This window comes from Kineococcus endophyticus (assembly GCF_040796495.1).
Taxonomy (GTDB): domain Bacteria; phylum Actinomycetota; class Actinomycetes; order Actinomycetales; family Kineococcaceae; genus Kineococcus; species Kineococcus endophyticus.
On record NZ_JBFNQN010000017.1, the window covers coordinates 57,746 to 82,483 of the forward strand.

Sequence of the window (24,738 nt, forward strand, 5' to 3'; positions counted from 1 at the left end):
CCTTGGACCCGCGGCGGGCGCGGGGAGAGCGGGGGCGGCACCAACAGGACCATTGTGCGCACGACCCGTCGATTGACGGTAGGCGCAGCGCAACCTTCCTGCACGTTGTGACGTCTAGAAACTCCCTGCGGTTCCCCTCGCCGTCTCCAGGACCCGGTCGAGCAGCGAGTCGAACTGAGCCGCAAGCGTTCTCGCCGTCCGCGTCTTCAGCGCGTGCAGGGGGACCCCGGCGCCCTGGGACTGCGGGACGGACACCCGGTCGGGCAGCGGGTCGAGGACCAGGTCACCGAACAGGCCGCGCAGTTCCTCGAACCGGAACCGCTGTTCGCCGGACCGCTGCGTGAACCGGTTGACGACGATGCCCACGACGCTCGGGCCGGACCGCAACGACCGCACCTCGCGCAGCGTCCGGTCGACGGCGGCGACCGAGAACCGGCTGGCGTCCGAGACGACGAGCACCGCGTCCGCGGCGCGCCACGCCGAGCGGGTCAGGCCGTTGAGGGAGGGGGGTGTGTCGAGGATGGCCAGGTCGTGGTCGTCCAGCTTGCGCAGTGCGCGGCGCAGCGCCTTGAGCTCCTCCTCGTCGGCGTCGGGGGTGTCGCGCCGGGCCGAGTCGGCGGACCCGCTGACGACGTCGAGCAGCCCGGGGTGGTCGTCGACCCAGCCGCTCGGCGCGACGGCGTCCTCGGCGACGCGCCGCTTGGGGGAGGTCAGGACGGCGGCGACGTCGTGCGCGCGCTGGGCCGTCACGTCCAGCCCCGACGTCGCGTCGGCCTGCGGGTCCAGGTCCACCACCAGGGTGCTGGTGCCGCGGGCCAGGGCGGCCGACGCGAGACCCAGCACGACGGAGGTCTTGCCGACACCGCCCTTGGCACTGCAGACGGCGAGGGTGATCACGCGCACAACCTAGCGCCGTCGGGCCCACGGACCCGGCTCGACGCCCCGCGTGCCCGCCGACGGGGACCTCGGCGCGCGACCCCGTAGACTGACGGCGGCCGTTCACCCCGTGTGGGAGAGACTCCGACCCGATCCGGGCCGGGGCGCCGAAGGGGCAACATCCCCGGAACCTCTCAGGCGGAAGGACCACGTGGGGCAGGCCGCTCTGGAACGTGCCGTCCGCGGCGTGTGACAGACGGGGAGGTCCGTCCGCGCAACGCCAGACCTCCGGAGCGTCCATGACCTCGCCGTCCGTGCCCGTCGACCGCGAACTGCCCCCGTTCACGCCCGAACCCGCCGCCCTGCCGTTCAGTGCCCGGCACATCGGCCCCGACGCCGTCGCCGTGGCCCGCATGCTCGACGTGGTCGGGCTGTCCTCCCTCGACGAGCTCGTCGGCCGCGCCGTCCCCGCGGGCATCCGCGACGGCGTCCTGGACCTGCCCGAGGCCCTCGACGAGACGTCGGTGACGGCCGCGCTGCGCGCCCTCGCCGGCCGCAACCGCGTCGTCCCCTCCCTCATCGGCCTGGGGTACCACGGCACCCGCACGCCGGCCGTGGTGAGGCGCAACGTCCTCGAGGACCCGGCCTGGTACACCGCCTACACGCCGTACCAGCCGGAGATCTCCCAGGGCCGGCTGGAGGCCCTGCTGAACTTCCAGACCGCGGTCACCGACCTCACGGGCCTCGACATCGCGAACGCCTCGCTCCTGGACGAGGGCACCGCCGCCGCCGAGGCCATGACGCTGGCGCGGCGCACGTCCAAGGCACCCCGGGGCGCGGTCTTCGCGGTCGACGCCGACGTGCTGCCGCAGACCCTCGCGGTCCTGCGCACGCGCGCCGTCCCGCTCGGGCTCGAGCTGGCCGTCGTCGACCTCGACGCCCCCGACCCGCTCGCCGGGGTGGGGGACGTCTTCGGGCTGCTCGTGCAGTACCCGGGGACGTCGGGCCGGGTGCGCGACCTGGCGGCCGTCGTCGCCGACGCGAAGGCCAAGGGCGCCGTCACCGTCGCCGCGGCCGACCTGCTCGCCCTCACCGTCCTCGTCCCGCCGGCCGAGTTCGGCGTCGACGTGGCCGTCGGGTCCAGCCAGCGGTTCGGCGTCCCGATGGGCGCCGGCGGTCCGCACGCCGCGTACATGGCCGTGCGCAAGGGCCTGGAGCGCTCGCTGCCGGGCCGGCTCGTGGGCGTCTCGGTGGACGCGGACGGGAACAAGGCCTACCGCCTGGCCCTGCAGACCCGCGAGCAGCACATCCGCCGCGACAAGGCGACGTCCAACATCTGCACCGCGCAGGTGCTCCTGGCCGTCATGGCCGGCTGCTACGCCGTCTGGCACGGCCCCGAGGGTCTGCGTGCCATCGGGCTGCAGGTGGCCCGCCGCGCGTCCGCGCTCGCGCAGCAGTTGCGCGAGGGTGGCGTCGAGGTCGTGCACGACGAGTTCTTCGACACCGTCCTGGCCCGGGTGCCCGGTCGCGCGGACGAGGTGGTGGCCGCCGCCCTGGCGGCGGGCGTGAACCTGCGCCGCGTCGACGCCGACCACGTCGGGATGACCGTCGACGAGACGACGTCGGACGCGCACGTGGCGGCCGCCCTGCGCGGGTTCGGCCTGGACCCCTCCGAGGTGGCCGCCGAACCCGCCCTGCCCGAGTCCCTGCGCCGCACGTCGGAGTTCCTCACCCACCCGGTGTTCTCCCAGCACCGGTCCGAGACGGCGATGCTGCGCTACCTCAGCCGGCTGTCCGACGCCGACTACGCCCTGGACCGCGGGGCGATCCCGCTGGGCTCGTGCACGATGAAGCTCAACGCGACGACCGAGCTCGAACCCATCTCCTGGCCGGAGTTCGCCGACCTGCACCCCTACGCCCCGGCCGACCAGCTCGCGGGCACCGCCGAACTCGTCGCCGACCTCGAGCGGTGGCTCGCCGAGGTCACCGGGTACGACGCCGTCTCGTTGCAGCCCAACGCCGGTTCGCAGGGGGAGTTCGCCGGTCTCCTCGCGATCCGCGCCTACCACGTGGCGCAGGGGCAGGGCGAGCGCACGATCTGCCTCATCCCCAGTTCCGCGCACGGCACGAACGCCGCCAGCGCCGTCATGGCCGGGCTGAAGGTCGTCGTCGTCGCGTGCGACGAGGCCGGCAACGTCGACCTCGACGACCTGCGCGCCAAGGTCTCCCAGCACGCCGGAGACCTCGCCGCGCTCATGGTCACCTACCCGTCCACCCACGGGGTCTACGAGGAGTCCATCCGCGAAGTCTGCGGCCTCGTCCACGACGCCGGCGGCCAGGTGTACGTCGACGGCGCGAACCTCAACGCCCTCGTCGGCCTCGCCCGGCCCGGGAAGTTCGGCGCCGACGTCTCGCACCTGAACCTGCACAAGACGTTCTGCATCCCCCACGGCGGTGGCGGCCCGGGCGTCGGGCCCGTCGCGGTGCGTTCCCACCTCGCGCCGTTCCTGCCCTCGACCGCACCGGACGCGGGCGGTGTCGGCATGGTCTCGGCCGCGCCGTTCGGTTCCGCGGGGATCCTGCCGATCCCGTGGGCGTACCTGCGGCTCATGGGCCCGGACGGCCTGCGCGCGGCCACCGTCCAGGCGGTGCTGTCGGCGAACTACGTCGCGGCCCGGCTGTCCGCCGCGTTCCCGGTCCTCTACCGCGGGCCGGGCGGGCTCGTCGCCCACGAGTGCATCCTCGACCTGCGGCCCATGACGAAGGCCACGGGCGTCACGGTCGACGACGTCGCGAAGCGGCTCATCGACCACGGGTTCCACGCCCCGACGATGTCGTTCCCCGTCGTGGGCACGCTCATGGTCGAACCGACCGAGAGCGAGGACCTCGCCGAACTCGACCGGTTCTGCGACGCGATGCTCGCCATCGCCGCCGAGGTGCAGGAGATCGCCGACGGGCGCTGGGCCGTGGAGGACTCCCCGCTGCGGCACGCCCCGCACACGGCGGCGTCCCTCGTCGGCGAGTGGGACCACCCGTACACGCGCGCCGAGGCGGTCTACCCGGCGGGGATGGACCCGCGCACGAAGTACTGGCCGCCGGTGCGTCGCATCGACGGCGCGGCGGGGGACCGGAACCTCGTCTGCTCGTGCCCGCCGCTGTCGGAGTACTGACGGGTGCGTAGGATCACCGTCAGGGGGTGATCACCGTGGAGTTCCTGGACGCCTTGCTCGACCGCAGCTGGCTGCTGTGGATCGCGGCCGCGCTCGTCCTGGGGATCCTGGAGATCACCGCGATCGACCTGGTCTTCGCCATGCTCGCCGGCGGCGCCCTCGCGGGCGCCGCCGCCGACGCGTTCGGCCTCAGCTTCGTCTGGCAGGTCGTCCTGGCGGCCCTCGTCGCCGCCCTGCTCATCGGAACCATCCGCCCCGTCCTGCTGCGGCGGTTGCGGATGCCACCGGTCGGCACGACGAACGCGGCCGCGCTCGTGGGGCGCCCCGCGCTCGTCCTCGCCGACGTCACGGTCCGCGGCGGGCAGGTCAAGCTCGCCGGTGAGACGTGGTCGGCGCGGTCGGCCGGTCCGGCGTTCGCGGCCGGTGACGACGTGGTCGTCACCGCGATCGACGGCGCGACGGCCGTCATCGGCCCCTTGCCCGCGACCCCACCGCCGACGGCGGTCCCGGAGGGTCCCTGATGGACCGAGAGGAACGCTGATGGACAACGTCGTGACCCTGATCGTCCTGGTGCTCGTCATCCTGTTCGCGGTGACGGTGATCATCCGGACGATCCGGATCGTCCCGCAGGCCACGGCCGTCATCGTCGAACGCCTCGGGCGGTACTCACGGACCTTGGACGCCGGGCTGCACTTCCTCGTGCCGTTCATCGACAAGGTGCGCGCGAACGTCGACCTGCGCGAACAGGTCGTCTCGTTCCCGCCGCAGCCGGTCATCACGTCCGACAACCTCGTCGTCAGCATCGACACGGTCATCTACTACCAGCCGACCGACCCGAAGTCGGCGACGTACGAGATCGCGAACTACATCCAGGGCATCGAGCAGCTCACGGTCACGACGTTGCGCAACGTCATCGGGTCTCTCGACCTCGAGCAGACCCTGACGAGCCGCGACCAGATCAACGGTCAGTTGCGCGGGGTGCTCGACGAGGCGACCGGACGCTGGGGGATCCGCGTGAACCGCGTGGAGCTCAAGGCGATCGACCCGCCCGCGAGCGTCCAGGACTCGATGGAGAAGCAGATGCGCGCCGAACGCGACCGGCGCGCCGCGATCCTCAACGCCGAGGGTTCCAAGCAGTCGCAGATCCTCACGGCCGAGGGCGAGAAGCAGTCCTCGATCCTGCGGGCCGAGGGTCAGGCGCAGGCCGCGATCCTGCGCTCGCAGGGTGAGGCGAAGGCCATCACCCAGGTGTTCGACGCCATCCACCGCGGCGACCCGGACCCGAAGCTGCTGGCCTACCAGTACCTGCAGACGCTGCCGCAGATCGCCCGCGGCGACGCGAACAAGGTCTGGATCGTCCCCAGCGAACTCAACGACGCGCTCAAGGGTTTCGGGTCGATGTTCTCCGCCCACGGGGGCCCCGACGCCGCCGCGCCGCGCCGCCGCGAGGCCCAGGACGGCGACTCCGCCCACGACGCTGCCCACGACGCCGGTCTGCCCGACGTCGTCCTGGAGGACCCGGCCGAGGCGCTCAAGCGCGCCCGCGAGGAGGCCGCCGGTGCCGCGCGGGACGCCGAGGGCGCGACCCGCCTCAGCAAGGACGACTAGCCGCCGCGTACGGGATGTCTGCACGCCGACCCCTGTTGGGCCCCCTGACCCCCGTTCCCGGGGCCGGCCTGCAGACATCCCGTACGGACGTCGGTGACGGTCCCTCGGGTCGAGCGCGCGGCACGCGGCGCGGTCCGCCGGTACCACCGCGACCACACGGCGACGGCGGTCCCCACCTCCACGACGTCACCTCCGACGAAGAGCAGCTCCGCGGCCGGTCCGGCGCCGGCCGCGGAGCAGAGCTTGGCCGTGATCCCGTGGACGGCGGCGACGACGAGCAGGGCGAGCGTGCTCGTCACGGTCCCGGGTCGTCCCCGCGCGGGGTCGGGACCCGCGACGACCGTCGCGAGCAGCCAGCTCGCGAGGGCCATGTGGACCATGAGCGGCGCGTGCAGCCCGTGCGGGACGGGCGCCAGGTAGAACAGCGGGGCGCCGGACGCCGCGAGGACCGTCGCGACCGGCCACCACGTCACGGCGCGCGCCCACCGGCCGTGCAGGAGCCGCACCAGCGCTCGCCGTGGCCGGGAGCGGAGCACCCGCAGGGTGAGCGCGACCGGACCGGACAGCGCGAACAGGACCGGCGCGGCCATCGTCGCCAGCAGGTGCCGCACGGTCTCGGCGACGCGGAGGTCACCGCTCCCGGGCCACAGCGCCGTCACCGCCAGGAGCGCACCCGCCGCGAGCGCCGCACCGCTGCGGGTCACGGGCCAGGCGTCGCCCCGGCGGTGCAGGACGTGCTCGGCGCCGAGGTACGCGGCCGGCAGGAGCACCGCGGGGACGAGGAGCGCGGTCCAGGTCACGTGCGGCGCCGCCGCCGCAGGACCAGCAGGAGGACGCCGGCGAGCACCCCCAGCGCCCCGGTCAGGTTCCACGCCAGGTCGTAGGGCCACAGCTCCACGCCGTAGCGCACCTGGTGCAGCCCGAACACCTTGTGCTGCACCAGGCCGTCGTACAGCTGGAACCCGCCCCAGCCCAGCAGGACACCGGCCGCCACCCGCCGCCCGGCGAGCGCGTGCCGCCGCTGCAGGTCCGCGACGACGAACAACCCCGCGACGGTCGCCAGCCAGCTGCCCGCGTGGAACCAGCCGTCGGAGACCAGCCCCACCGTGCTCGTGGACCGGTCGTAGAAGTGGTGCCAGTGCAGCAGCTGGTGGAACACCACCTCGTCGAGGAACCCCGCGAGCCCCACTCCGCAGAGCAGACCCGCCACCAGGGACCGGCCGCGCACGTCAACCGGCCAGGACGTCGCGGACGGCGTTGCGGCGCAACCGCTCCAGGACGTCGGCCTGCCGTTCCGCGCGGTCGAGGAGGACGTCCAGGCGGTCGGCGTCCAGCCGGGACCCGAGCGGACCACCGGCGTCGGCCAGCTCCTGCAGGCTGCGCCACCCGGCGGCCTTGCCCTCCACCCCCAGGAGGAGCCCCTCCAGCTCCACGACCGTGCGCAGCGGCGACCTCCGCACGAGGCGCCCGTTGGGTTTGAGGGTTCCCAGGGCCTCGGCGACGGTGGCCAGCACCTGCAGGTGCCGCCGCCGCGGCACGCCGAGGACCCGCATCCACCGCAGCAGTTCTCGCCGGTCCTCCACGACCTCGGCGTGCAGCGCTGCGAGGGCCCGCCCGGTCCCGGTGCCAGCGTGCGCGCGCGCGGCCCTCGCCAGCCGCGCCCGGCCGGCGCTCGCCCCGGCCAGGTGGTCGCCGAGGTAGACGGTCAGCAGGTCGTGCGGGGCGGGTTCGTCCACACGGGGCGACTACCCGGGCCCGGGGCGGGTAACCCCCCGGCGTGGACAGCCCCCGCCTCGCGCTCACCGTCGTCGGCACCGCCACCGTCCTGCTGCGGTGGGGACCGCTGACGCTGCTCACCGACCCGAACTTCCTGCACGCCGGCCAGTACGCGTACCTGGGCTGGGGCATGGCGTCTCGGCGGCGGACCGAGCCGGCGCTCGCGGTCGAGGACCTCCCGCCGCTCAGCGGGATCGTGCTGTCGCACCTGCACGGCGACCACCTCGACCGGGTCGCCCGTCGGGGGCTGGACGCGACGGTCCCCGTCCTGACGACGCCGCACGCGCGCACCCGCCTCGAACGCCGGTACGGCTTCGAGGACGTGCACGGCCTCGGGACCTGGGACGACCGCGTCCTCGTCGCCGGCGGGCAGCAGGTCCGGGTCACGGCGGTCCCGGGCCGGCACGCCCGCGGCCCGCTGCGGGCGCTGCTCCCACCCGTCATGGGCAGCGTGCTGGAGTTCGGGGCTGTGGGGGGACCCGTGCAGCGCCGCGTCTACGTCTCGGGGGACACGCTCGTCGTGCCGGAGCTGCGGGAGCTGCCCGTCCGCTTCCCCGACCTGCACCTCGCCGTACTGCACCTGGGCGGCACGACGTTGCCGCCGGGGTCGCCGCGGGGCCTGGTCGTCACGATGGACGGTGTGGCCGGGACCGACCTCGTCGAGCTCGTCCGGCCGGTCGCGGCCGTCCCCGTCCACCACGACGACTACGGGGTCTTCCGTTCGCCCCGGTCCGACTTCACCGCCGAGATGGGGCGGCGCGGGCTCGGATCGGTCGTGCGCTGCGTCGAGCGGGGCGAGACCGCCTGGTTCTGAGGCCCGTTCCGACGTGCCGACGGGGCCGGTGCTCGTCAGAGTGAGGTCGTGCCGACCCCTGACGAGCCGACGCCGCTGCCGGAACGGTCCCCGCAGACCCGGCGCTGGCTGTTCGCCGACCAGCTCGGCCCGCACTTCCTCGACGCCCCGCGCCAGCCGGTGCTGCTGGTGGAGTCGGTGGACGTGTTCCGCCGCGGCCGCTTCCACCGCCGCAAGGCGCACCTCATCCTCTCCGCCCTGCGGCACCGGGCCGCCGAGCTGGGGGACCAGGCCGTCTTCGTCCGGGCCCGCACCTACCGCGAGGGCCTGGCCGAGTGCGGGGAACCCGTCAGCGTCTGCGACCCCACCTCCTACGTCGCGCGGCGCTTCGTCCGGCGGCTCGAGGACGTCGAGGTCCTCGCCTCGCGGGGTTTCGTGGTCTCCGAGGGGCAGTTCGCGCACTGGGCCGAGCAGCGCGGCGAGAAGCGCCTGCTCATGGAGGACTTCTACCGCGACGTGCGGCGGCACCACGGCCTGCTGATGGACGGCGAGAAGCCCGTCGGTGGGACGTGGAACTACGACCACGACAACCGCGAGGGTCCGCCGAAGAAGCGGACCGCGCTCGACGTCCGCGAACCCTGGTGGCCGACCGAGGACGAGATCGACGAGGAGGTCCGCGCCGACCTCGACCGCTGGGAACGCGACGAGGGTGTGGAGTTCACCGGCGTGGACGGACCCCGGCGGTTCGCCGTGACGCGCCGCGAGGCGCTCAGCGGGCTGCGGCGGTTCCTCACCGACCGGCTCGAGCAGTTCGGGGTCTACGAGGACGCGATGATGGCGCAGGACCCGTGGATGTCGCACTCGCTGCTGTCGGCGCCGATGAACCTCGGTCTGCTCGACCCCGTCGAGGTCGCCCGCAAGGCCGAGGAGCACGGCCGCGCCCACGACGTCCGGCTCGCCTCGGTGGAGGGTTTCGTCCGGCAGGTCGTCGGGTGGCGCTCCTACACCTGGCACCTGTACTGGCACCTGGGCGAGGACTACAAGCGGCGCAACGCGTTGGGCGCCCGCACCGAGCTGCCGCAGTGGTTCGCCGACCTCGACGCCGACGCGGTCGAGGCGAACTGCCTGCACCACGTGCTCGCCGGTGTCCGCGACGAGGGGTGGGTGCACCACATCCCGCGACTCATGGTGCTGGGGAACTGGGGCCTGCAGCGGGGCTACCACCCGGCCGACCTCGCGGACTGGTTCTGGCGCAACTTCGTCGACGGCTACGACTGGGTCATGACGACGAACGTGGTCGGCATGTCCCAGCACGCCGACCACGGTGTGCTGGCCACGAAGCCCTACGCCTCCGGCGGCGCGTACATCGACAGGATGAGCGACTTCTGCGGGGGCTGTCGCTACGATCCCAAGGTGCGGGTCGGCGAGGACGCCTGCCCGTTCACCGCCGGCTACTGGAACTTCCTGGCGGGGCACCGCGAGCAGCTCGAGGGGAACCGGCGGATGACGCAGGCCCTGCGCGGCCTGAACCGGCTGCGCGACCTCGACGGCGTGCTGCACCAGGAAGCCGAGAGAGGGAGTGGTCCACCGTGACCGACCGTGCTGACCAGGCCGACCGGACCGACCGGGTGGCGGAACTGCTCGCGGCCACCTCGTACGTCCTGCTGACGACGTTCCGCAAGGACGGGCGCCTGGTGCCGACGCCCGTGTGGGCGGCCCCGCTGGGCGACGGCCGGCTCGTGCTCGTGACCCAGGACAGCACGGGGAAGGTCAAGCGCATCCGTCGTGACCCGCACGTCCTGCTGGCCCCGTGCAGCCGGCGCGGGACACCGCACGGGCGTCCCGTCGACGGGACCGCGGAGGTGCTGCCCGACGACCGGCTGCCGGAGGTCGAGCGGGTCCTGGCCGACAAGTACGGACTGCAGTTCCAGGTGTTCGGCAAGGTCGAGTCCCTCCTGCAGCGCCGGGGTCGGATGACGGGCCGCCGCGTCGCGGTGGCCCTCACCGTCACCGGCTGACCGCGACGCGACGTCGACCGGGTCAGCCGGGGCGCAGGTCCAGCTCGAAGCAGACGTCCTCGCCCAGCAGGTGCCGGCGGGCGGGGGGACGCAGGCAGTCCCGCAGCGGCTCGACGTCGGGCAGGGCCAGTCCCCGCCGGCCGCCGCGGCCGACCACGAGGGGGGCGACGGTGAGGAAGAGCCGGTCCACGAGGCCGGCGTCGACCCACCGGCTGACCGTCGCGCCGCCGCCCTCGACGAGCACCCGCCGCAGACCCCGCTCGCGCAGCAGGGCCAGCACGGCGGACGGGTCGCGCGCGACGTCACCGCGGACGTGCACCGTCGCCGGGTCGGCCAGCACGGCGCGGTCGCGCAGGCTGTCCCTCGGGTCCAGCACGACGCGGACGGGGTTGGGCCCGCTCACGGCCCGCACGGTCAGCTGCGGGTCGTCTGCGTCCACCGTGCCGGGCCCCACCACGACCGCGTCCACGAGCGCGCGCAACCGGTGCAGGTGCTCCCGGTCGGCGTCCCCGGTGACGAAGGCGGAGTCGCCCGACGCCGTCGCGATGCAGCCGTCGAGGCTCTGGCCGAGCTGGGCGACGACCCCGCGCCGGCCCGCCAGCAGCATCGGCGCGTAGCGGTCCACGAGCGCACCACCGGCCCGGGCCCGCAGGCCCGCCGCGACCAGCACCGGGTCGTCCTCGCGCGCCAGCCGCAGCAGCGCGTCCCAGTCGTCCCGGTCCGTGGGCCCCCTCGACCCGGCCGCCCCCGCAGGGGGTCGCGCGTCGACGGTCACCGCTCAGCCCACCCCGGGCAGGCGGTGCCCCATCCGGTCGCGCTTGGTGCGCAGGTAGCGCAGGTTGTCGCTCGTGGGCGCGACGGGCAGGTCCCGCCGGCGCACGACGGGGACGCCGTGCGCCTCCAGCGCCTCGACCTTCACCGGGTTGTGCGTCATGAGCTCGACGTCGCGGACCCCGAGGTCGCGCAGGACGGCGGCCGCGCCGGTGTAGTCGCGCGCGTCGACGGGCAGCCCCAGGTCGAGGTTGGCCTCGACGGTGTCCCGCCCCTGCTCCTGCAGGGCGTAGGCGGCGATCTTCTCCGCCAGGCCGATGCCCCGGCCCTCCTGCCCGCGCAGGTACAGGACGATGCCGCGGCCCTGCGCCGTGACGGCGTCCAGGGCGGCGTGCAGCTGCGGACCGCAGTCGCAGCGCAACGAGCCCAGCACGTCACCGGTCATGCACTCGGAGTGCAGGCGGACGAGGACCTCGTGGCCGTCCCCGACCTCCCCGGTCACCAGGGCCAGGTGCTCGGCTCCGTCCGCCTGGCGGTAGGCCACGGCGCGGAAGGTGCCCGAGGTCGTCGGCAACGTCGCCTCACCGACCCGGACCACCGGCAACGACGGGTGGTGCCCCAGCAGCTCGCTGTTCGACTCCTGGAGATCTGTCACGTGCGTTCCCTTCGTCAGGTCGCGGTCGCGACCCTCACCTGGCGCTTCACCCGCGCCAGCATCCCGGTCATGCCCCGCATCCGGAGGGGGGAGACCGCCTGGTCCAGACCCAACCGGTGGCACACGTCCCCCGGGAGGTCCAGCACGACCTGCGCGGGCAGGCCGTCGAGACCCTCCTGCAGCACACCGGCGAAACCCCGCGTCGTCGGCGCCTCCGCCGGCGCCGAGACGTGCAGGTGCACGGGGGCGCCGCCGTCCTGGCCGTCGACCTCGACGGAGATGAACACGGGCGACTGGCACTCGTCGACGCGTTCCATCTTCTCGAGGTGCCCCTCGAACTCGGCCGGCAGCGGCCGCAGACCCTGGCTGAACTCCAGCAGGAGCTGCAGGCGCTCCCGGTCCGGCAGGGCCTGGAAGTCCTCGACGATCTCCGCCATCGACGCCGGCAACCCGGCGGTCGGGGCGGGGTCGAGGTCGTCGGGGGAGCCGCTCACGCGGACGTCCCGACGGAACCCTTCTCGGGCCCCTTCGCGATGGGGACGCGCACCGCGTTGCCCCACTCCGTCCAGGACCCGTCGTAGTTGCGGACCTGGCCGAAACCGAGGAGCTGGGACAGGACGAACCAGGTGTGGCTCGACCGTTCCCCGATGCGGCAGTAGGCGATGACGTCGTCCTCGGGGGACAGGCCCTTCTCGCCCTGGTAGATCGCCTCGAGCTCCTCGCGCGACTTGAACGTGCCGTCCTCGGCGGCCGCGCGGGCCCACGGGACGCTGTCGGCGCCCGGGATGTGGCCGCCGCGGACCGTCCCCTCCTCGGGGTAGTCGGGCATGTGCGTGCGCTCGCCGGTGTACTCCTGCGGGGAGCGGACGTCGACGAGCTTGCCGCCGCCGGGCGCCTGCACGTGGGCGAGGACGTCCTCCTTGAACGCGCGGATCCCGGTGTCCTCGCGCTCGACGACCGGGTACTGCGTCGTGGGGCGCTGCGGCGCCTCCGTCGTGGTCTCGCGGCCCTCGGCGATCCACTTGGCGCGCCCGCCGTCGAGCAGGCGCACGTCGGGGTGGCCGAACAGCGTGAACACCCACAGGGCGTACGCGGCCCACCAGTTGTTCTTGTCGCCGTAGACCACGACGGTGTCGTCGCGGGAGATGCCCTTGGCCGCCATCAGGCGGGCGAACCCCTCGCCGTCGACGTAGTCGCGGGTCACCGAGTCGTTCAGCTCGGTGTGCCAGTCGACCTTCACCGAGCCGGGGATGTGGCCCGTGTCCCACAGCAGGACGTCCTCGTCGCTCTCGACGACCACGAGGCCCTCCTCGCCGAGGTGCTCGGCCAGCCAGGCCGTCGTCACGAGCTTCTCCGGGTGCGCGTAGGCGGCGAGCTTGGCGTCGGTGTCCAGCGGCGTGCTCACGGTCGGTCCTCCAGCGGGTCGGCGGGCGGTGGCGGTCCGGGCCACCGCGGCTCCCCGTTCAACCGAGGAGGCGCGGTCTTCGTTCCCGCCAGCGTCGTGATCCTGCCAGACCTGCCGGGCGCCGCCGGCGCCTGTTCACTACGCTGGCCGGTCGTGACCGGTTCCCCCCCGCGGCCCGACGCCGGACTGGACTCCCTCGCCGACCGCAACCCCCGGGTGCCGCCCGAACAGCTGGTCGCCGAGCTGGTGCCGCCGCCGCGCTTCGCCGACGTGCGCTTCTCCACCTACGTCCCCTCGCCGGAGCACCCGTCGCAGGCCGAGGCCGTCGCCGGGATGTCCGCGTTCGGCGAGGCCGTGGTGCGCGGGGACTCCGGGCGCAAGGGCCTGTTCCGCCGCCGCAGCGCCCCGTCCGGCCCGCCCGGGATGTACCTCGACGGCGGCTTCGGCGTCGGCAAGACCCACCTGCTGTCCTCGCTGTACCACCAGGTCGTCACCGAGGGCGGCCGGACGGCGGCCTACGGCACCTTCGTGGAGTACACGAACCTCGTCGGAGCGCTCGGCTTCCTGCCCGCCGTCGAGGCGCTCGCACCGCACCACCTCGTGTGCATCGACGAGTTCGAGCTCGACGATCCCGGCGACACGGTGCTCATGTCCCGGCTCATGCGCGAACTCGTCGACCGCGGGGTCCGGCTGGCCGCCACGTCCAACACCCTGCCGGGGGCGCTGGGGGAGGGCCGCTTCGCCGCGCAGGACTTCCAGCGCGAGATCCAGGCGCTCGCGGGCCAGTTCGCCGTCCAGCGCGTGGACGGCGAGGACTACCGCCACCGCGGGCTGCCCGCCGCCCCGGCGCCCCTGTCCGACGAGGACGTGCGCCGCGTGGCGGCCGGCCGCGAGGGAGCGACCTTCGACACGTTCTCGCGCGTCCTGTCCCACCTCGCCGACGTCCACCCCAGCCGGTACGGCGCCATGGTCGGCTCGACGTCCGCGGTGTGCCTGCAGGACGTCGGCACGGTGAGCGACCAGATGGTCGGGCTGCGGCTCGTGGTCCTGGCCGACCGCCTCTACGACCGGGACATCCCCGTGGTCGCCTCCGGTGTGCCGTTCGACAGCGTCTTCACCGAGGAACTCCTCGGCGGCGGCTACCGCAAGAAGTACCTGCGCGCCGTGTCGCGGTTGTCGGCCCTGGCCCGGGACGGGGCCGCGCTCGCGGGCTGACCCGGGAGTTCCTCAGACGGGTTCGTGGGACGCGCGCCGCGGGCTCGCCGGACGGTTCGTGGCGCGCCACCAGACGAGGGCCGCGATCCAGACCGCGAGGAACAGCCCGGCGACGGCGTACCCGACGTACTCGGTGTCCAGGCCCGCGACCCAGGTCGTCACGGCGTCGCCGAGGCCGAGCTCCTCGTGCAGGACGGTCGTCAGCTGGACCGTCCCGATGCCGAGCGCCACGGCGACCGAGACCCCCGTCACGACGCCGTTGTAGGCCAGGCGCCGCAACGGGTTCGTCAGCGCCCAGTCGTAGGCCAGGTTCATGAACGCGCCGTCGAGGGTGTCGAACAGGCTCATGCCGGCGGTGAACAGGACGGGCAGCACCAGGACCGCGTACCAGGGCAGGGTCACGGCCGCGGTCCCCGCGAGGACGAGGAGGGCGACCTCGGTGGCGGTGTCGAAACCCAGCCCCATGAGCAGGCCGGCCGGGTAGACCTGCCGCGGGGAACGGATGCGGGCGGTGAAGCGGCGCAGGACCCGCGCGAACGCCCCGTCCAGGGCGAGGCGCTGCTGCTGGGCCGCGTCGTCGATCTCCCCGCGCCGGCGCCGCCGCGCGGTCCGCAGGATGCCGGCCAGCGACACGAGGTTCACCAGCCCGATGACCCACAGGAACACCCCGGCGGCCGAGGTGCCGAACACCCCGAGCGCGTCGTGCGCCCCGGACCCGTCGGTGACCAGGGAGGAGGCGAACCGGGCCCCCGTCGCGACGACGACCGCCATCGCGAACACGACGGTCGAGTGCCCCAGGGAGAACCAGAACCCCACCGACAACGGCCGTTGGCCGTCGCCGGTGAGCTTGCGCGTCGTGCCGTCGATGACGGCGATGTGGTCGGCGTCGAACGCGTGCCGGACGCCGAAGACGTACGCCGTCAGGCCCAGGCCCCAGCCGAACACCTGCTGCCCCACCGAGTAGCCGTGCGGGACGACGAAGAGGCCGAGCACGCCCCACCCGACGACGTGGAGGGCCAGGACGACGCCGAGGAGGCGCAGCAGCTTGCGCGTGTCGACGCGGGTCCAGCGCACGAGGGAGCTCCAGCCTGTTGCGGATGACTTGCAACAGCGGAGACTAGTCCCACTCGGTCGGCAGCGTGGGATCGCGGTGGTGGGCGAGCAGGCGCTCGAGCTCCCACCGGTTGATCCGGCGTTCGGACAGCTCCGGCAGCTCGTCCAACCCGAACCAGCCGACCTCGAGGGTCTCCAGCTCGCTCGGCGGCACCCGCTCGCCCGTGACCCGGCACAGGAAGTACAGGTGGAAGACGCTCACCGGCATGGGCGGCTGCTTGCCGCGGGCGTCGCGCTCCCACACCCCGACGACCTTGACGGCCTCGACCGGCCAGCCGGTTTCCTCGAGCACCTCGCGCTCGGCGGCCGGGCCGGGCCGGTCGCCCGGGTCGGCCCAGCCGCCGGGCAGCGACCACAGACCGTCGGAGCGCTCCCGCAGCAGCAGGAACCGCTCGCGCTCGTCCAGGACGCCGGCCCGCACGTCGACCTTCGGCGTCGCGTACCCGGTGTCGGCGTCCAGCACCGCCCGCAGGACGTCCCGCGGGGTCGTCGAGACCGCCGCGAGCAGGTCGGCCGCGAGCTCGGTGAGTTCCCGGTAGCGGGCCGCGTCGTAGTCCTTGCCCGGGTCGCCGACGGCGTAGGCCAGCCCGTCCTGGGCCAGCGCCGCGATGCGCACCGCGGCCCGGCGCACGCGGTCGGCCGGGGCGTCGGGGTCGCTCACGCGACGCGCAGGACGACGACACCCTCGGAGGGTGTCCGCACGCCCTCGCCGAGCAGTTCGGGGTCCGCCCCCTCGGTCCAGGCCGCGACGACCTCGACCGGGGTGCCCTCCACGTCGACGTCCGCCCCGCCGCCGAGGGTCACGACGACCCGGTGGTCGCCGCGGTGCAGGACGAGCGCGTTGCCCTGCACGTCGACCCGGACGGCGCGCAGGTCGGCGTCCGCCAGGGCCGGGACGGACCGGCGCAGGCCCGTCAGCGTCCGGTACCAGGCGAGCATCCGCGCGTGGCCGTCCTGTCCGACCTCGTCCCAGCGCAGGACGGAGGCCTCACGGGTCGCGGGGTCCTGCGGGTCCGGCACGTCCTCGGCGTCCCAGCCGTGCTGCCCGAACTCCCCGCGACGCCCTTCGCTGACGGCCTTGCCGAGCTCGGGGTCGGGGAAGCTCGTGAAGAACTGCCACTTCGTCGAGGCGTTCCACTCCTCACCCATGAACACCATCGGCGTGAACGGCCCGAGCAGGTACAGGGCGGCGCCGGCGGCCTGGCGGGCGGGGGAGAGCAGGTGACCGATCCGGTCGCCGACCGCCCGGTTGCCGACCTGGTCGTGCGTCTGCAGGTACCCCAGGAACGCGGTCCCCGGCACGGCGGAGCGGTCGACCTTCCTGCCCCACTCCTTCCCGCGGAAGGTGGAGAACCGCTCGGCGTGGAAGAACGCCTCCTGGAACGTCGTCGCGACGACCTCGGGGTCCCCGAAGTCGGCGTAGTACCCCTGCCGCTCACCGGTCAGCCAGGCGTGCAGGGCGTGGTGGACGTCGTCGTCCCACTGGGCGGTCATGCCGCGCCCACCCTGCGCGGTGGGGGTCACCATGACGGCGTCGTTGAGGTCGGACTCGGCGACCAGGCCGAGGGGCCGACCCAGCTGCGCCGACAGTTCCGCGGTCTCGTCGGCGAGCTGCTGCAGGACGTGCCGCTCGGAGTCGTCGACGAGGGCGTGGACCGCGTCCAGGCGCAGGGCGTCGACGTGGAAGTCGCGGAACCAGCGCAGGGCGTTGTCGCAGATCCAGCGACGGACCTCGACCGACCCGGTGTCGTCGAGGTTGACCGCAGCGCCCCACGGGGTGTCGTGCTTGTCGGTGAAGTACGGGCCGAACTCGCCGAGGTAGTTCCCGCTGGGACCGAGGTGGTTGTAGACGCAGTCGAGCGCGACCGCGAGACCCCGTGCGTGGCAGGCGTCCACGAAGGCCGCAAACCCGTCGGGACCGCCGTACTCGTGCTGCACGGCGTACGGGGCGACACCGTCGTACCCCCAGTTCCACGGCCCGTCCCACGCCGAGACGGGCAGCACCTCCACGACGTCGACGCCAAGGTCGACGAGGTGGTCGAGGTGGGCGGTGGCCGCGGCGAAGGTCCCCTCGGGCGTGAACGTCCCCACGTGCAGTTCGTAGAACACGGCCCCGTGCACGTCCCGGCCGGCCCAGCCGGCGTCGGTCCAGGTGAACGTCAAGGGGTCGACCACGGCGCTGGCCGCGTGGACGCCCTCGGGCTGCCACCCCGTGCGCGGGTCGGGCCGTTCGTCGCCGCCGTCGAGGCGGAACGCGTACCGCGCCCCGTGCCCCGCGTCGGCCTCGGCCGACCACCACCCCTCCCGGGGAGACCCGGTCGGCTGCAACGCCACCGCCGTCCCGTCGAGGACGAGTTCCACCTCACGCGCGCGCGGCGCCCACACTCCGAACTGCATGGCCACAGCCTGTCCGAAGTGCGGGCGCCCGGCGACCGGAGGGCTCGTCAGCCGGCGCGCACCAGCAGTGCCACCGGGAGGTCGGACAGCAGGTCGGCGATGCGGACCGAACCACCCCCGACGACGGCGTCGCCCGCCAGCACGTTGCGCCAGCGGCCCTCGGGCAGCGTGAGGGTGTTCTCGCCCCATCCGCCGTTGCGCTGCAACGACACCGGCAGCCGGGTGGCGACGGCGACGACGTCGGGGGCCTCGGCCGCGCCCCGCGCGAAGGCCAGCGCGTTCCCGCTGGACGTCGGCACGGGGGAGTACTCCCCGCCCACGAACGCCGCGGGGTGGTCCCGCCGCACGCGCAGCGCGCGCGAGACGACGAGCAGCTTCTCGTCGTCCAGGTCGGCCGGTGCCGAGCCGTCGTCGAGCGCCCGCAGGCGCCGCCGCCGGTCGGCGTAGTCGACGGGCCGGCGGTTGTCGGGGTCCACGAGGGACAGGTCGACGACCTCGGTGCCCTGGTAGACGTCGGGGACACCCGGCATGAGCAGCTGCACGAACTTCTGCCCGAGGACGGCGACCCGGGCGGCCTCACCGGTGCGGGCGACGAACTCCCCGACCGCCTCCAGCACCGCCTCGTCGGCCAGCACCCCGGTCGCGAACGTCTCGACGGCCGCCTCGTAGGCCTCGTCGGGCGACGTCCACGTCGTGTGGTCCTTGGCCTCGCGCGTGGCCTTCTGCAGGTACGCCAGCATGCGGTCGGCGGCGATCGGCCCGCCGGTACCCCACGTGCCGAAGACCGTCTGCCACACCAGGAGTTCGGTGCGGGCGTCGAGTTCGGCGCTGCGGTGCTCGGCGGCCAGGTCGCGCCAGGTGGTGAGCGCGGCGGCCCACTCGTCGGCGAACTCCGACAGCACCGACAGGCGGGCCCGGACGTCCTCGCTGCGCTTGGTGTCGTGCGTCGACAGGGTCGTCATGGTCGCGGGCCAGTCCCGCGCCAGGCGCGCCGCGAAGGCGTGGAACTCCTCGGGCGAGGTGCCGAACCGCGTCGGGTCGCCGCCCACCTCGTTGAGCGAGCTCAACCGGAACCACCGGTAGAACGCGGTGTCCTCGATGCCCTTGGCCATGACCGGGCCGCAGGTCTGCTGGAAGCGGACCACGAACTCGGCCGCGCGCGGGTCCGTCCCGCCGACCCGGCCGAGCGCGAGGTCGACGACGACCGCGAGGGTGTCGTGGCGTTCGGCGGGCAGCCGGGTGCGGGCGGCGGCCGCCGCGTGGTCGAGGACCGCGACGGCGTCCTCGGGAGCGGTCTCGCCGGGCACGACGTACGCGCGGTACTGGTGGACCGCGACGAGCAGTTCGACGACGGCCTCGTGCAGCCCGCGGCGGGTGTGGTCGCGCAGGTTGACGTCGTCGTGGCAGATGCCCGCCAGCAGTTCCACCAGGCGGTGGACCTCGGCGTACAGGCCGTTCTCGACGACCTCGCGCTTGGCCTCCTCCACGACGGCCGCGAACGGGGTGCTCGTCCCCGTCACCGCGGCGTAGGCGGTGGAGAGGGGTTCGGCGCCGGCGGGGTCGAGGAAGACGCCTCCGATGCGCTGCAGGGCGTCGTAGCCGGTGGTGCCCGCGCACTGCCAGTCGACCGGCAGCAGCTCGTCGCCCTCGAGGATCTTCTCCACGACGACCCAGGCGCTGGCCTCACCCCGGCGGGTGGCGGCCGCGAGGCGCTCGAGGTACCCGCGCGGGTCGGCCAGGCCGTCCGGGTGGTCGATGCGCAGGCCCTGCAGGGACCCGTCGTGGACGAGGTCCAGCAGGAGCCGGTGGGTCGCGTCGAAGACCTCGGGGTCCTCGACCCGCACCGCGGCGAGGGTGTCGACGTCGAAGAACCGCCGGTAGTTCAGCTCCTCGTCGGCGACCCGCCAGTGCGCCAGCCGGTACCACTGGCGGTCGACCAGCTCCTCCAGGGGCAGGTCCTGCGTGCCCGGCCGGACCGGGAACACGTGGTCGTAGTAGCGCAGGACGGGCTCGTCACCGGAACGGTCCAGGGACAGCTCCCCGGCCGCCAGCACCTGGCCGATGCGCTGGCCGAGGACGGCCATGAGGATGGCCCGGTCCGGCACCGACCAGTCGACGTCGAACCACGACGCGAACGGGGAGCCGGGACCCTCGCGCAGGACCGACCACAGCTGGGCGTTGTCGCTGGCGGGCGTCGGGACGGCGACGTGGTTGGGCACGACGTCCGCGACCGCGCCGAGGCCGGCCGCACGCAGCGCCTGCGTCAGCCGGTCGAAGGCGGGCCGCCCGCCGGCCTCGGGGTTGAGGTGGGAGTGGTCCACGACGTCGTACCCGTGCGTGGACCCCGTCGCCGGGGCCAGCACGGGGGACAGGTAGGCGTGCGAGACCCCGAGGGCGGCGAGGTGCTCCGCCTGCCCGGCCGCGTCGTCGAACGTGAACGCGGGCTGGATCTGCAGGCGGTAGGTGCCGGTGGGCACCACCGCGGGACGGTACGTCACTTGTCTCCCAGAGGTTCACGGGCCAGGACGAGCACGGAGCGGGCGGCGACGGGCAGCTTGGCGCCCGGCGAGAACGCCGACTCCTCGGTGAAGATGGAGACGATGCCGACCTGGTCGTCGGCGGTGTCCAGGCGCGGTCGCCAGTCGTCGCCGTACGCCTTCTCGGGCAGCGTGAACTCGACGGTCTCGTGCCAGGGGTTGTAGAGCACCAGGAACGAGTCGCCCACGATCCGCTCACCGCGGCGGTCCGGTTCGGGGATGGCCTCCCCGTTGAGGAAGACCATGACCGTGCGGTTCGAGGCGTCGCCCCAGTCGGCGTCCGTCATCTCGCGGCCGTCGTTGGCGAACCACTCGATGTCCCCGACCTCGGACTCCCCGCCGTGCCCGGCCTCCCCGGCGAAGAACCGGCGGCGCTGGAACACCGGTTCCTGCCGGCGCAGAGCGACGACGCGGCGGCTGAACTCCAGCAGCTCGCGCTGGGGGGCGTCGAGCTTCCAGTCGATCCAGGAGGTCTCGTTGTCCTGGCAGTAGACGTTGTTGTTGCCGCCCTGCGTCCGGCCGAGCTCGTCGCCGTGCAGGATCATCGGCACGCCCTGGGACAGCAGGAGCGTCGTCAGCAGGTTGCGGTGCTGCCGGGCCCGCAGCGCGATGATCTCCTCGTCCTGCGTCTCGCCCTCGACGCCGCAGTTCCAGGACCGGTTGTGGCTCTCGCCGTCGGCCCCGCCCTCGCCGTTGGCGTCGTTGTGCTTGTCGTTGTACGACACGAGGTCGCGCATCGTGAAGCCGTCGTGGGCCGTCACGAAGTTGATGCTGGCGATGGGCTTGCGCCCCGAGTGCTCGTACAGGTCCGAGGAGCCGCTGACGCGGCTGGCGAACTCACCCAGGGTCTTGGGCTCCCCGCGCCAGAAGTCGCGGACGGTGTCGCGGTAGCGGCCGTTCCACTCCGTCCACAGCGGGGGGAACCCGCCGACCTGGTAGCCGCCGTCGCCGACGTCCCAGGGTTCGGCGATGAGCTTGACCTGGCTCACGACCGGGTCCTGCTGGACGAGGTCGAAGAACGCGCTGAGGCGGTCGACCTCGTGGAACTGGCGGGCCAGGGTCGAGGCGAGGTCGAAGCGGAAGCCGTCGACGTGCATCTCGGTGACCCAGTACCGCAGCGAGTCCATGATGAGCTGCAGGACGTGCGGGGAGCGCATGAGCAGCGAGTTGCCCGTGCCCGTGGTGTCGAAGTAGTGCTTCTTGTCCTCGTCGACGAGGCGGTAGTACGCCTGGTTGTCGATGCCGCGGAAGCACAGCGTCGGGCCCATGTGGTTGCCCTCGGCCGTGTGGTTGTAGACGACGTCGAGGATGACCTCGATGTTCGCCTCGTGCAGCGCGCGCACCATCGACTTGAACTCCTGCACCTGCTGGCCCTGCTGCCCGGTGGAGGAGTAGGCGTTGTGCGGCGCGAAGAAGCCGATCGTGTTGTAACCCCAGTAGTTGGTCAGGCCCTTGTCCACGAGGTGGGTGTCCTGGACGAACTGGTGCACGGGCATGAGCTCGACGGCCGTGATGCCCAGCGACGTGAGGTGCTCGATGACGGCCGGGTGCGCCATCGCCGCGTACGTCCCGCGGATCTCCTCGGGCACGTCCGGGTGCTGCATCGTCAGGCCCTTGACGTGGGCCTCGTAGATGACCGACTCGTGGTACTCGTGACCGGGCCGGCGGTCGTTGCCCCAGTCGAAGTAGGGGTTGACGACGACCGAGAGCATGGTGTGCCCGAGCGAGTCGTCGTCGTTGACCTCGCCGGGGCGGTCGAAGTGGTAGCTGAACAGCGACTCGTCGCCGTCGACCTGCCCCTCGACGGCCTTGGCGTACGGGTCCAGCAGGAGCTTCTCCGGCTGGCAGCGCGCGCCGCTCTCGGGGTGGAACGGGCCGTGCACGCGGTAGCCGTACCGCTGGCCGGGCTGGACACCCGGCAGGTAGGCGTGCCAGACGAAGCCGTCGACCTCGGGGAGGTCGAGACGGTGCTCCGTCCCGTCCGCGTCGATGAGGCACAGCTCGACCCGTTCGGCGACCTCGGAGAAGAGGGCGAAGTTCGTCCCGGCGCCGTCGTACGTGGCGCCCAGGGGGTAGGGCCGTCCGGGCCAGATCTGCATCGGGGGAGTCCCTCCAGCGGTCTCGAAGGTCGTCGTGTCGGTGGGTGGTGCTGCGGTCGTGCGTGGTCATCATGTCGGTAGACGCCCCCCGCCACCTCCCGGGAGCGCTCGTCCCGCCGGGTGGTCCTGCCGGCCGGTGCCGGAGTGGCGGTCCGCCGGGGACGTGGTGGCCCGTTACGGTGGACGGGTGCCCGAGGACCCCTCCCGTCCGGGTGGGCAGCCCCGGCACGAGGAGAGCGACGAGGAGACCATGGACGTGGCCCGCTCGGAGGACGCGACCGCGAGCCCCGGCGCCCTGGACACCGACGAGGTCGGCAGCGGGGTGGACACCGACGGAGCCACGCTCGAGCGCACCGGCGAGGAGCCGGCCCCGGAGGTGACCGTCCTGGTCCGGCCGTCCCGGCGGCGGCTCGTCCTCCGGGCGTGGCACGCACTGCGGCAGGCGTGGCGCGACGTGCGCGCACTGACGGTCGGCACCGTCGAGGCCTGCATGCGGTTCCGCGTCACGGGGCTGGCCGCCGAGGGCGGGTTCTTCGCCCTGCTGTCGCTGCCGCCGCTCGTCTTCGGTCTCGTGGCGAGCCTGGGCTACCTGGGCCGCTGGCTCGGCGCTGAGGACGTCGACGCCGCCCGGGGGCAGCTGACGCGCGTGACCGAGGCCTTCTTCACGTCCCAGGCCATCTCCGACGTCATCCTGCCGACGTTCGACTCGGTGACCACCGGAGGACGGGCCGACCTGACGGTCCTCGCCTTCGCGTTCAGCGTCTGGTCCGGATCGCGCGCCCTCAACGTCTACGTCGACACGATCGCGATCATGTACGGGCTCGGGGGGCACCGCGGGATCGTCCGGACCCGGCTGCTGTCGCTGTCGACGTACCTCGTGGCGCTGCTCGTGGGAGTCGTCGTCGTGCCGCTGGTGCTCATCGGCCCGCAGCTGCTCGGCGAGTGGCTCCCGGTGCACCTGCGCTGGCTGACGACGCTGTACTGGCCCGTCGTCCTGGTGCTCTCCGTGTTCTGCCTGGCCAGCCTGTACCACCTCGCCACCCCGGTGCGTTCCCGGTGGACGAGGGACGTGCCGGGGGCGCTGCTGGCCCTGCTGGGGTGGCTGGCGATCTCGTGGGTGCTGCGCCGCGCGCTGTCGTTCTCCGTCGCCGGCGCCTCGACGTCGATCTACGGGCCGCTGGCCGCGCCGATCGTGGTGCTGATCTGGTTCTACTTCCTGGCCATCGCCGTGCTCATCGGGGCTGCGCTGAACTCCGCCGTCGACCGGGTGTGGCCGGACCCGACCAAGGCCGCCGCCCGGGAGGACGCCCGCGTGCAGGCGGCCGAGCGGCGGCGCTGGGTCCCGTGAGGGACGCTCGGGTCAGGCCCGGTCGGTGACCTTCACCCGCGCGTAGCGGTAGCCCACCATGCGCTGGAAGTGGCGCAGGCCGTTGGACAGCTGCGGCGGCGGGGTGGAGTCGGTGAGGTACCGGACGCCGCGCGCGGCGAGCGCGTCGACGAGGGCGGGCATGAGCAGGTACCGGGCGTCGCTGTGCGCGGGGGAGGCGCCGAGCGTGCGGAAGTAGCGCAGCAGCCCCCACTCCCCGTCCACCGGGGTGACCGACAGCATGATCGGCTCACCCTCGGCGTCGGTCGCCACCAGCCACAGGTCGTGCTCGAGCAGGTCGGCGTTGTCCGGCGCCGCGTTGCGGTACTGGGTGTCCGCGTGGACCTGCTCGGCGGCGTTGGCGCGCTCGACGAGGAGGCGCCGCTCGGCGGGGTCGTCCACGACGCGCCAGCCGACGCCCTTCTTCTGGGCGGCCCGGACCTTGCGGCGCAGCGTCTGCCGGTTGGCTCCGACGACGTACTCCGCCGGGTCCGCCGGGACGTCGAGGACGGCGACGCCCGTGGAGGCCACCGGCAGCCCGCCGAGGTGACGGGTCAGCAGCGTGCGCCGCAGGACGTCGGCCGCGGGGCCGGTCCCCAGCCGGGCGGGCAGGGTCGGCAAGCGCAGGACCGCGACGACCGCGGCCGCCGTGGAGAGCGGGTTGCGGGCGGCGAAGCGGAGCGCGTGCCCGCTGCCGTCCGCAGCCTTCTCCTCGCGGTCGGAGACGTAGTCGGTCAGGAAGCCCGCCAGCGCGGCCTCCGTCGTCCGCTCGTCGAGACGGCGGGGGACGTCGGTGCGCACCGTCGTGGCGGCGGTCGTCAGGGCGCCACGGGCCCGCCGGACCAGGGAACCCCCGGGGGCCCCGGCCGGTCGGGCACGCTGCGTCGAGCTCGTGGTGGACAGGCGGAGCAGGTCGAGCGCGCGCACAGCAGGGAACTC

21 protein-coding genes, 1 pseudogene and 1 riboswitch are annotated in these 24,738 nt (G+C 73.6%); of the genes and pseudogenes, 8 read left to right on the forward strand and 14 right to left on the reverse strand.

Going from position 1 to position 24,738, the window contains the following annotated elements; genetic code table 11:
* Nucleotides 1-114 precede the first annotated feature (114 nt).
* Complete coding sequence (locus AB1207_RS21645; RefSeq protein WP_367640663.1) at nucleotides 115-897, reverse strand: ParA family protein; 783 nt, start codon at nucleotides 895-897, stop codon at nucleotides 115-117.
* Nucleotides 898-999: 102 nt separating this feature from the next.
* Nucleotides 1,000-1,096: riboswitch (glycine riboswitch) on the forward strand.
* A gap of 79 nt (nucleotides 1,097-1,175) precedes the next feature.
* Between AB1207_RS21645 and gcvP the strand changes: the two genes are divergently transcribed.
* Genes gcvP through AB1207_RS21660 form a run of 3 tightly spaced genes read left to right on the forward strand, consistent with a single transcriptional unit; the run spans nucleotide 1,176 to nucleotide 5,654 of the window.
* Nucleotides 1,176-4,046: an aminomethyl-transferring glycine dehydrogenase gene (gene gcvP / locus AB1207_RS21650; RefSeq protein WP_367640664.1), complete on the forward strand. Its 2,871-nt coding sequence runs from the start codon at nucleotides 1,176-1,178 to the stop codon at nucleotides 4,044-4,046.
* Nucleotides 4,047-4,072: 26 nt separating this feature from the next.
* Nucleotides 4,073-4,567: an NfeD family protein gene (locus AB1207_RS21655; protein WP_367640666.1), complete on the forward strand. Its 495-nt coding sequence runs from the start codon at nucleotides 4,073-4,075 to the stop codon at nucleotides 4,565-4,567.
* A 19-nt stretch (nucleotides 4,568-4,586) separates the two neighbouring features.
* On the forward strand, nucleotides 4,587-5,654 hold the full coding sequence (locus AB1207_RS21660) for an SPFH domain-containing protein (protein ID WP_367640668.1): 1,068 nt from the start codon (nucleotides 4,587-4,589) through the stop codon (nucleotides 5,652-5,654).
* Here the strand turns inward: AB1207_RS21660 and AB1207_RS21665 are convergent.
* Genes AB1207_RS21665 through AB1207_RS21675 form a run of 3 tightly spaced genes read right to left on the reverse strand, consistent with a single transcriptional unit; the run spans nucleotide 5,651 to nucleotide 7,390 of the window.
* Complete coding sequence (locus tag AB1207_RS21665) at nucleotides 5,651-6,454, reverse strand: cytochrome c oxidase assembly protein (RefSeq protein ID WP_367640669.1); 804 nt, start codon at nucleotides 6,452-6,454, stop codon at nucleotides 5,651-5,653. The genes AB1207_RS21660 and AB1207_RS21665 overlap by 4 nt on opposite strands.
* On the reverse strand, nucleotides 6,451-6,882 hold the full coding sequence (locus AB1207_RS21670) for a DUF2243 domain-containing protein (RefSeq protein ID WP_367640671.1): 432 nt from the start codon (nucleotides 6,880-6,882) through the stop codon (nucleotides 6,451-6,453). Before AB1207_RS21670 ends, AB1207_RS21665 begins: the two co-directional genes overlap by 4 nt.
* A 1-nt stretch (nucleotide 6,883) precedes the next feature.
* Entirely contained in the window at nucleotides 6,884-7,390 is a 507-nt protein-coding gene (locus tag AB1207_RS21675; protein ID WP_367640672.1) for a hypothetical protein, read from the reverse strand.
* 41 nt (nucleotides 7,391-7,431) lie between these two features.
* Between AB1207_RS21675 and AB1207_RS21680 the strand changes: the two genes are divergently transcribed.
* From AB1207_RS21680 to AB1207_RS21690, 3 genes are read left to right on the forward strand one after another with little or no spacing between them, the layout of a single operon-like run.
* Nucleotides 7,432-8,244: an MBL fold metallo-hydrolase gene (locus AB1207_RS21680; RefSeq protein WP_367640673.1), complete on the forward strand. Its 813-nt coding sequence runs from the start codon at nucleotides 7,432-7,434 to the stop codon at nucleotides 8,242-8,244.
* Nucleotides 8,245-8,292: 48 nt separating this feature from the next.
* Nucleotides 8,293-9,816 (forward strand): cryptochrome/photolyase family protein, encoded by a 1,524-nt coding sequence (locus tag AB1207_RS21685; RefSeq protein WP_367640675.1) that lies wholly within the window; start codon nucleotides 8,293-8,295, stop codon nucleotides 9,814-9,816.
* Nucleotides 9,813-10,241, forward strand: coding sequence for a PPOX class F420-dependent oxidoreductase (locus AB1207_RS21690; RefSeq protein WP_367640676.1), 429 nt, complete (start codon nucleotides 9,813-9,815; stop codon nucleotides 10,239-10,241). The genes AB1207_RS21685 and AB1207_RS21690 overlap by 4 nt, the downstream gene beginning before the upstream one ends.
* Before the next feature lie 22 nt (nucleotides 10,242-10,263).
* Here the strand turns inward: AB1207_RS21690 and AB1207_RS21695 are convergent, their stop codons facing one another.
* The 4 genes and pseudogenes from AB1207_RS21695 to AB1207_RS21710 all read right to left on the reverse strand — a co-directional run bounded on the left by AB1207_RS21695 (nucleotide 10,264) and on the right by AB1207_RS21710 (nucleotide 13,072).
* Entirely contained in the window at nucleotides 10,264-11,016 is a 753-nt protein-coding gene (locus AB1207_RS21695; RefSeq protein ID WP_367640677.1) for a RibD family protein, read from the reverse strand.
* Nucleotides 11,017-11,019: 3 nt separating this feature from the next.
* Nucleotides 11,020-11,610, reverse strand: a pseudogene (gene ribA, locus AB1207_RS21700) (GTP cyclohydrolase II); the annotation flags it as partial.
* Between the two features lie 71 nt (nucleotides 11,611-11,681).
* The gene (locus tag AB1207_RS21705; RefSeq protein WP_367640764.1) at nucleotides 11,682-12,104 is read right to left on the reverse strand and encodes a SufE family protein; all 423 of its coding nucleotides are present in this window, start codon (nucleotides 12,102-12,104) and stop codon (nucleotides 11,682-11,684) included.
* A 53-nt stretch (nucleotides 12,105-12,157) separates the two neighbouring features.
* Nucleotides 12,158-13,072 carry a sulfurtransferase gene (locus AB1207_RS21710; RefSeq protein WP_367640679.1) on the reverse strand — a complete coding sequence of 305 codons (915 nt, stop codon included), beginning with the start codon at nucleotides 13,070-13,072 and terminating at the stop codon, nucleotides 12,158-12,160.
* 153 nt (nucleotides 13,073-13,225) lie between these two features.
* Between AB1207_RS21710 and zapE the strand changes: the two genes are divergently transcribed.
* Complete coding sequence (gene zapE, locus AB1207_RS21715) at nucleotides 13,226-14,287, forward strand: cell division protein ZapE (RefSeq protein ID WP_367640680.1); 1,062 nt, start codon at nucleotides 13,226-13,228, stop codon at nucleotides 14,285-14,287.
* Nucleotides 14,288-14,299: 12 nt separating this feature from the next.
* Here the strand turns inward: zapE and AB1207_RS21720 are convergent, their stop codons facing one another.
* Genes AB1207_RS21720 through glgX form a run of 5 tightly spaced genes read right to left on the reverse strand, consistent with a single transcriptional unit; the run spans nucleotide 14,300 to nucleotide 22,433 of the window.
* Complete coding sequence (locus AB1207_RS21720) at nucleotides 14,300-15,361, reverse strand: HoxN/HupN/NixA family nickel/cobalt transporter (protein WP_367640682.1); 1,062 nt, start codon at nucleotides 15,359-15,361, stop codon at nucleotides 14,300-14,302.
* A gap of 43 nt (nucleotides 15,362-15,404) precedes the next feature.
* The gene (locus AB1207_RS21725; RefSeq protein WP_367640684.1) at nucleotides 15,405-16,061 is read right to left on the reverse strand and encodes an NUDIX hydrolase N-terminal domain-containing protein; all 657 of its coding nucleotides are present in this window, start codon (nucleotides 16,059-16,061) and stop codon (nucleotides 15,405-15,407) included.
* Nucleotides 16,058-17,797: a malto-oligosyltrehalose trehalohydrolase gene (gene treZ / locus AB1207_RS21730; protein WP_367640685.1), complete on the reverse strand. Its 1,740-nt coding sequence runs from the start codon at nucleotides 17,795-17,797 to the stop codon at nucleotides 16,058-16,060. Before treZ ends, AB1207_RS21725 begins: the two co-directional genes overlap by 4 nt.
* Before the next feature lie 47 nt (nucleotides 17,798-17,844).
* Nucleotides 17,845-20,274, reverse strand: coding sequence for a malto-oligosyltrehalose synthase (treY, locus tag AB1207_RS21735; protein ID WP_367640686.1), 2,430 nt, complete (start codon nucleotides 20,272-20,274; stop codon nucleotides 17,845-17,847).
* A 17-nt stretch (nucleotides 20,275-20,291) separates the two neighbouring features.
* Nucleotides 20,292-22,433, reverse strand: coding sequence for a glycogen debranching protein GlgX (gene glgX / locus AB1207_RS21740; protein ID WP_367640687.1), 2,142 nt, complete (start codon nucleotides 22,431-22,433; stop codon nucleotides 20,292-20,294).
* Between the two features lie 187 nt (nucleotides 22,434-22,620).
* Here glgX and AB1207_RS21745 point away from each other — a divergent pair, with 187 nt between their 5' ends.
* Nucleotides 22,621-23,781: a YihY/virulence factor BrkB family protein gene (locus AB1207_RS21745; RefSeq protein ID WP_367640688.1), complete on the forward strand. Its 1,161-nt coding sequence runs from the start codon at nucleotides 22,621-22,623 to the stop codon at nucleotides 23,779-23,781.
* Nucleotides 23,782-23,793: 12 nt separating this feature from the next.
* On the opposite strand, the gene AB1207_RS21750 is transcribed toward AB1207_RS21745, so the two are convergent.
* A complete protein-coding gene (locus tag AB1207_RS21750) occupies nucleotides 23,794-24,726 on the reverse strand; it encodes a hypothetical protein (RefSeq protein ID WP_367640690.1) in 933 nt (310 codons plus the stop codon).
* Nucleotides 24,727-24,738 lie beyond the last annotated feature (12 nt).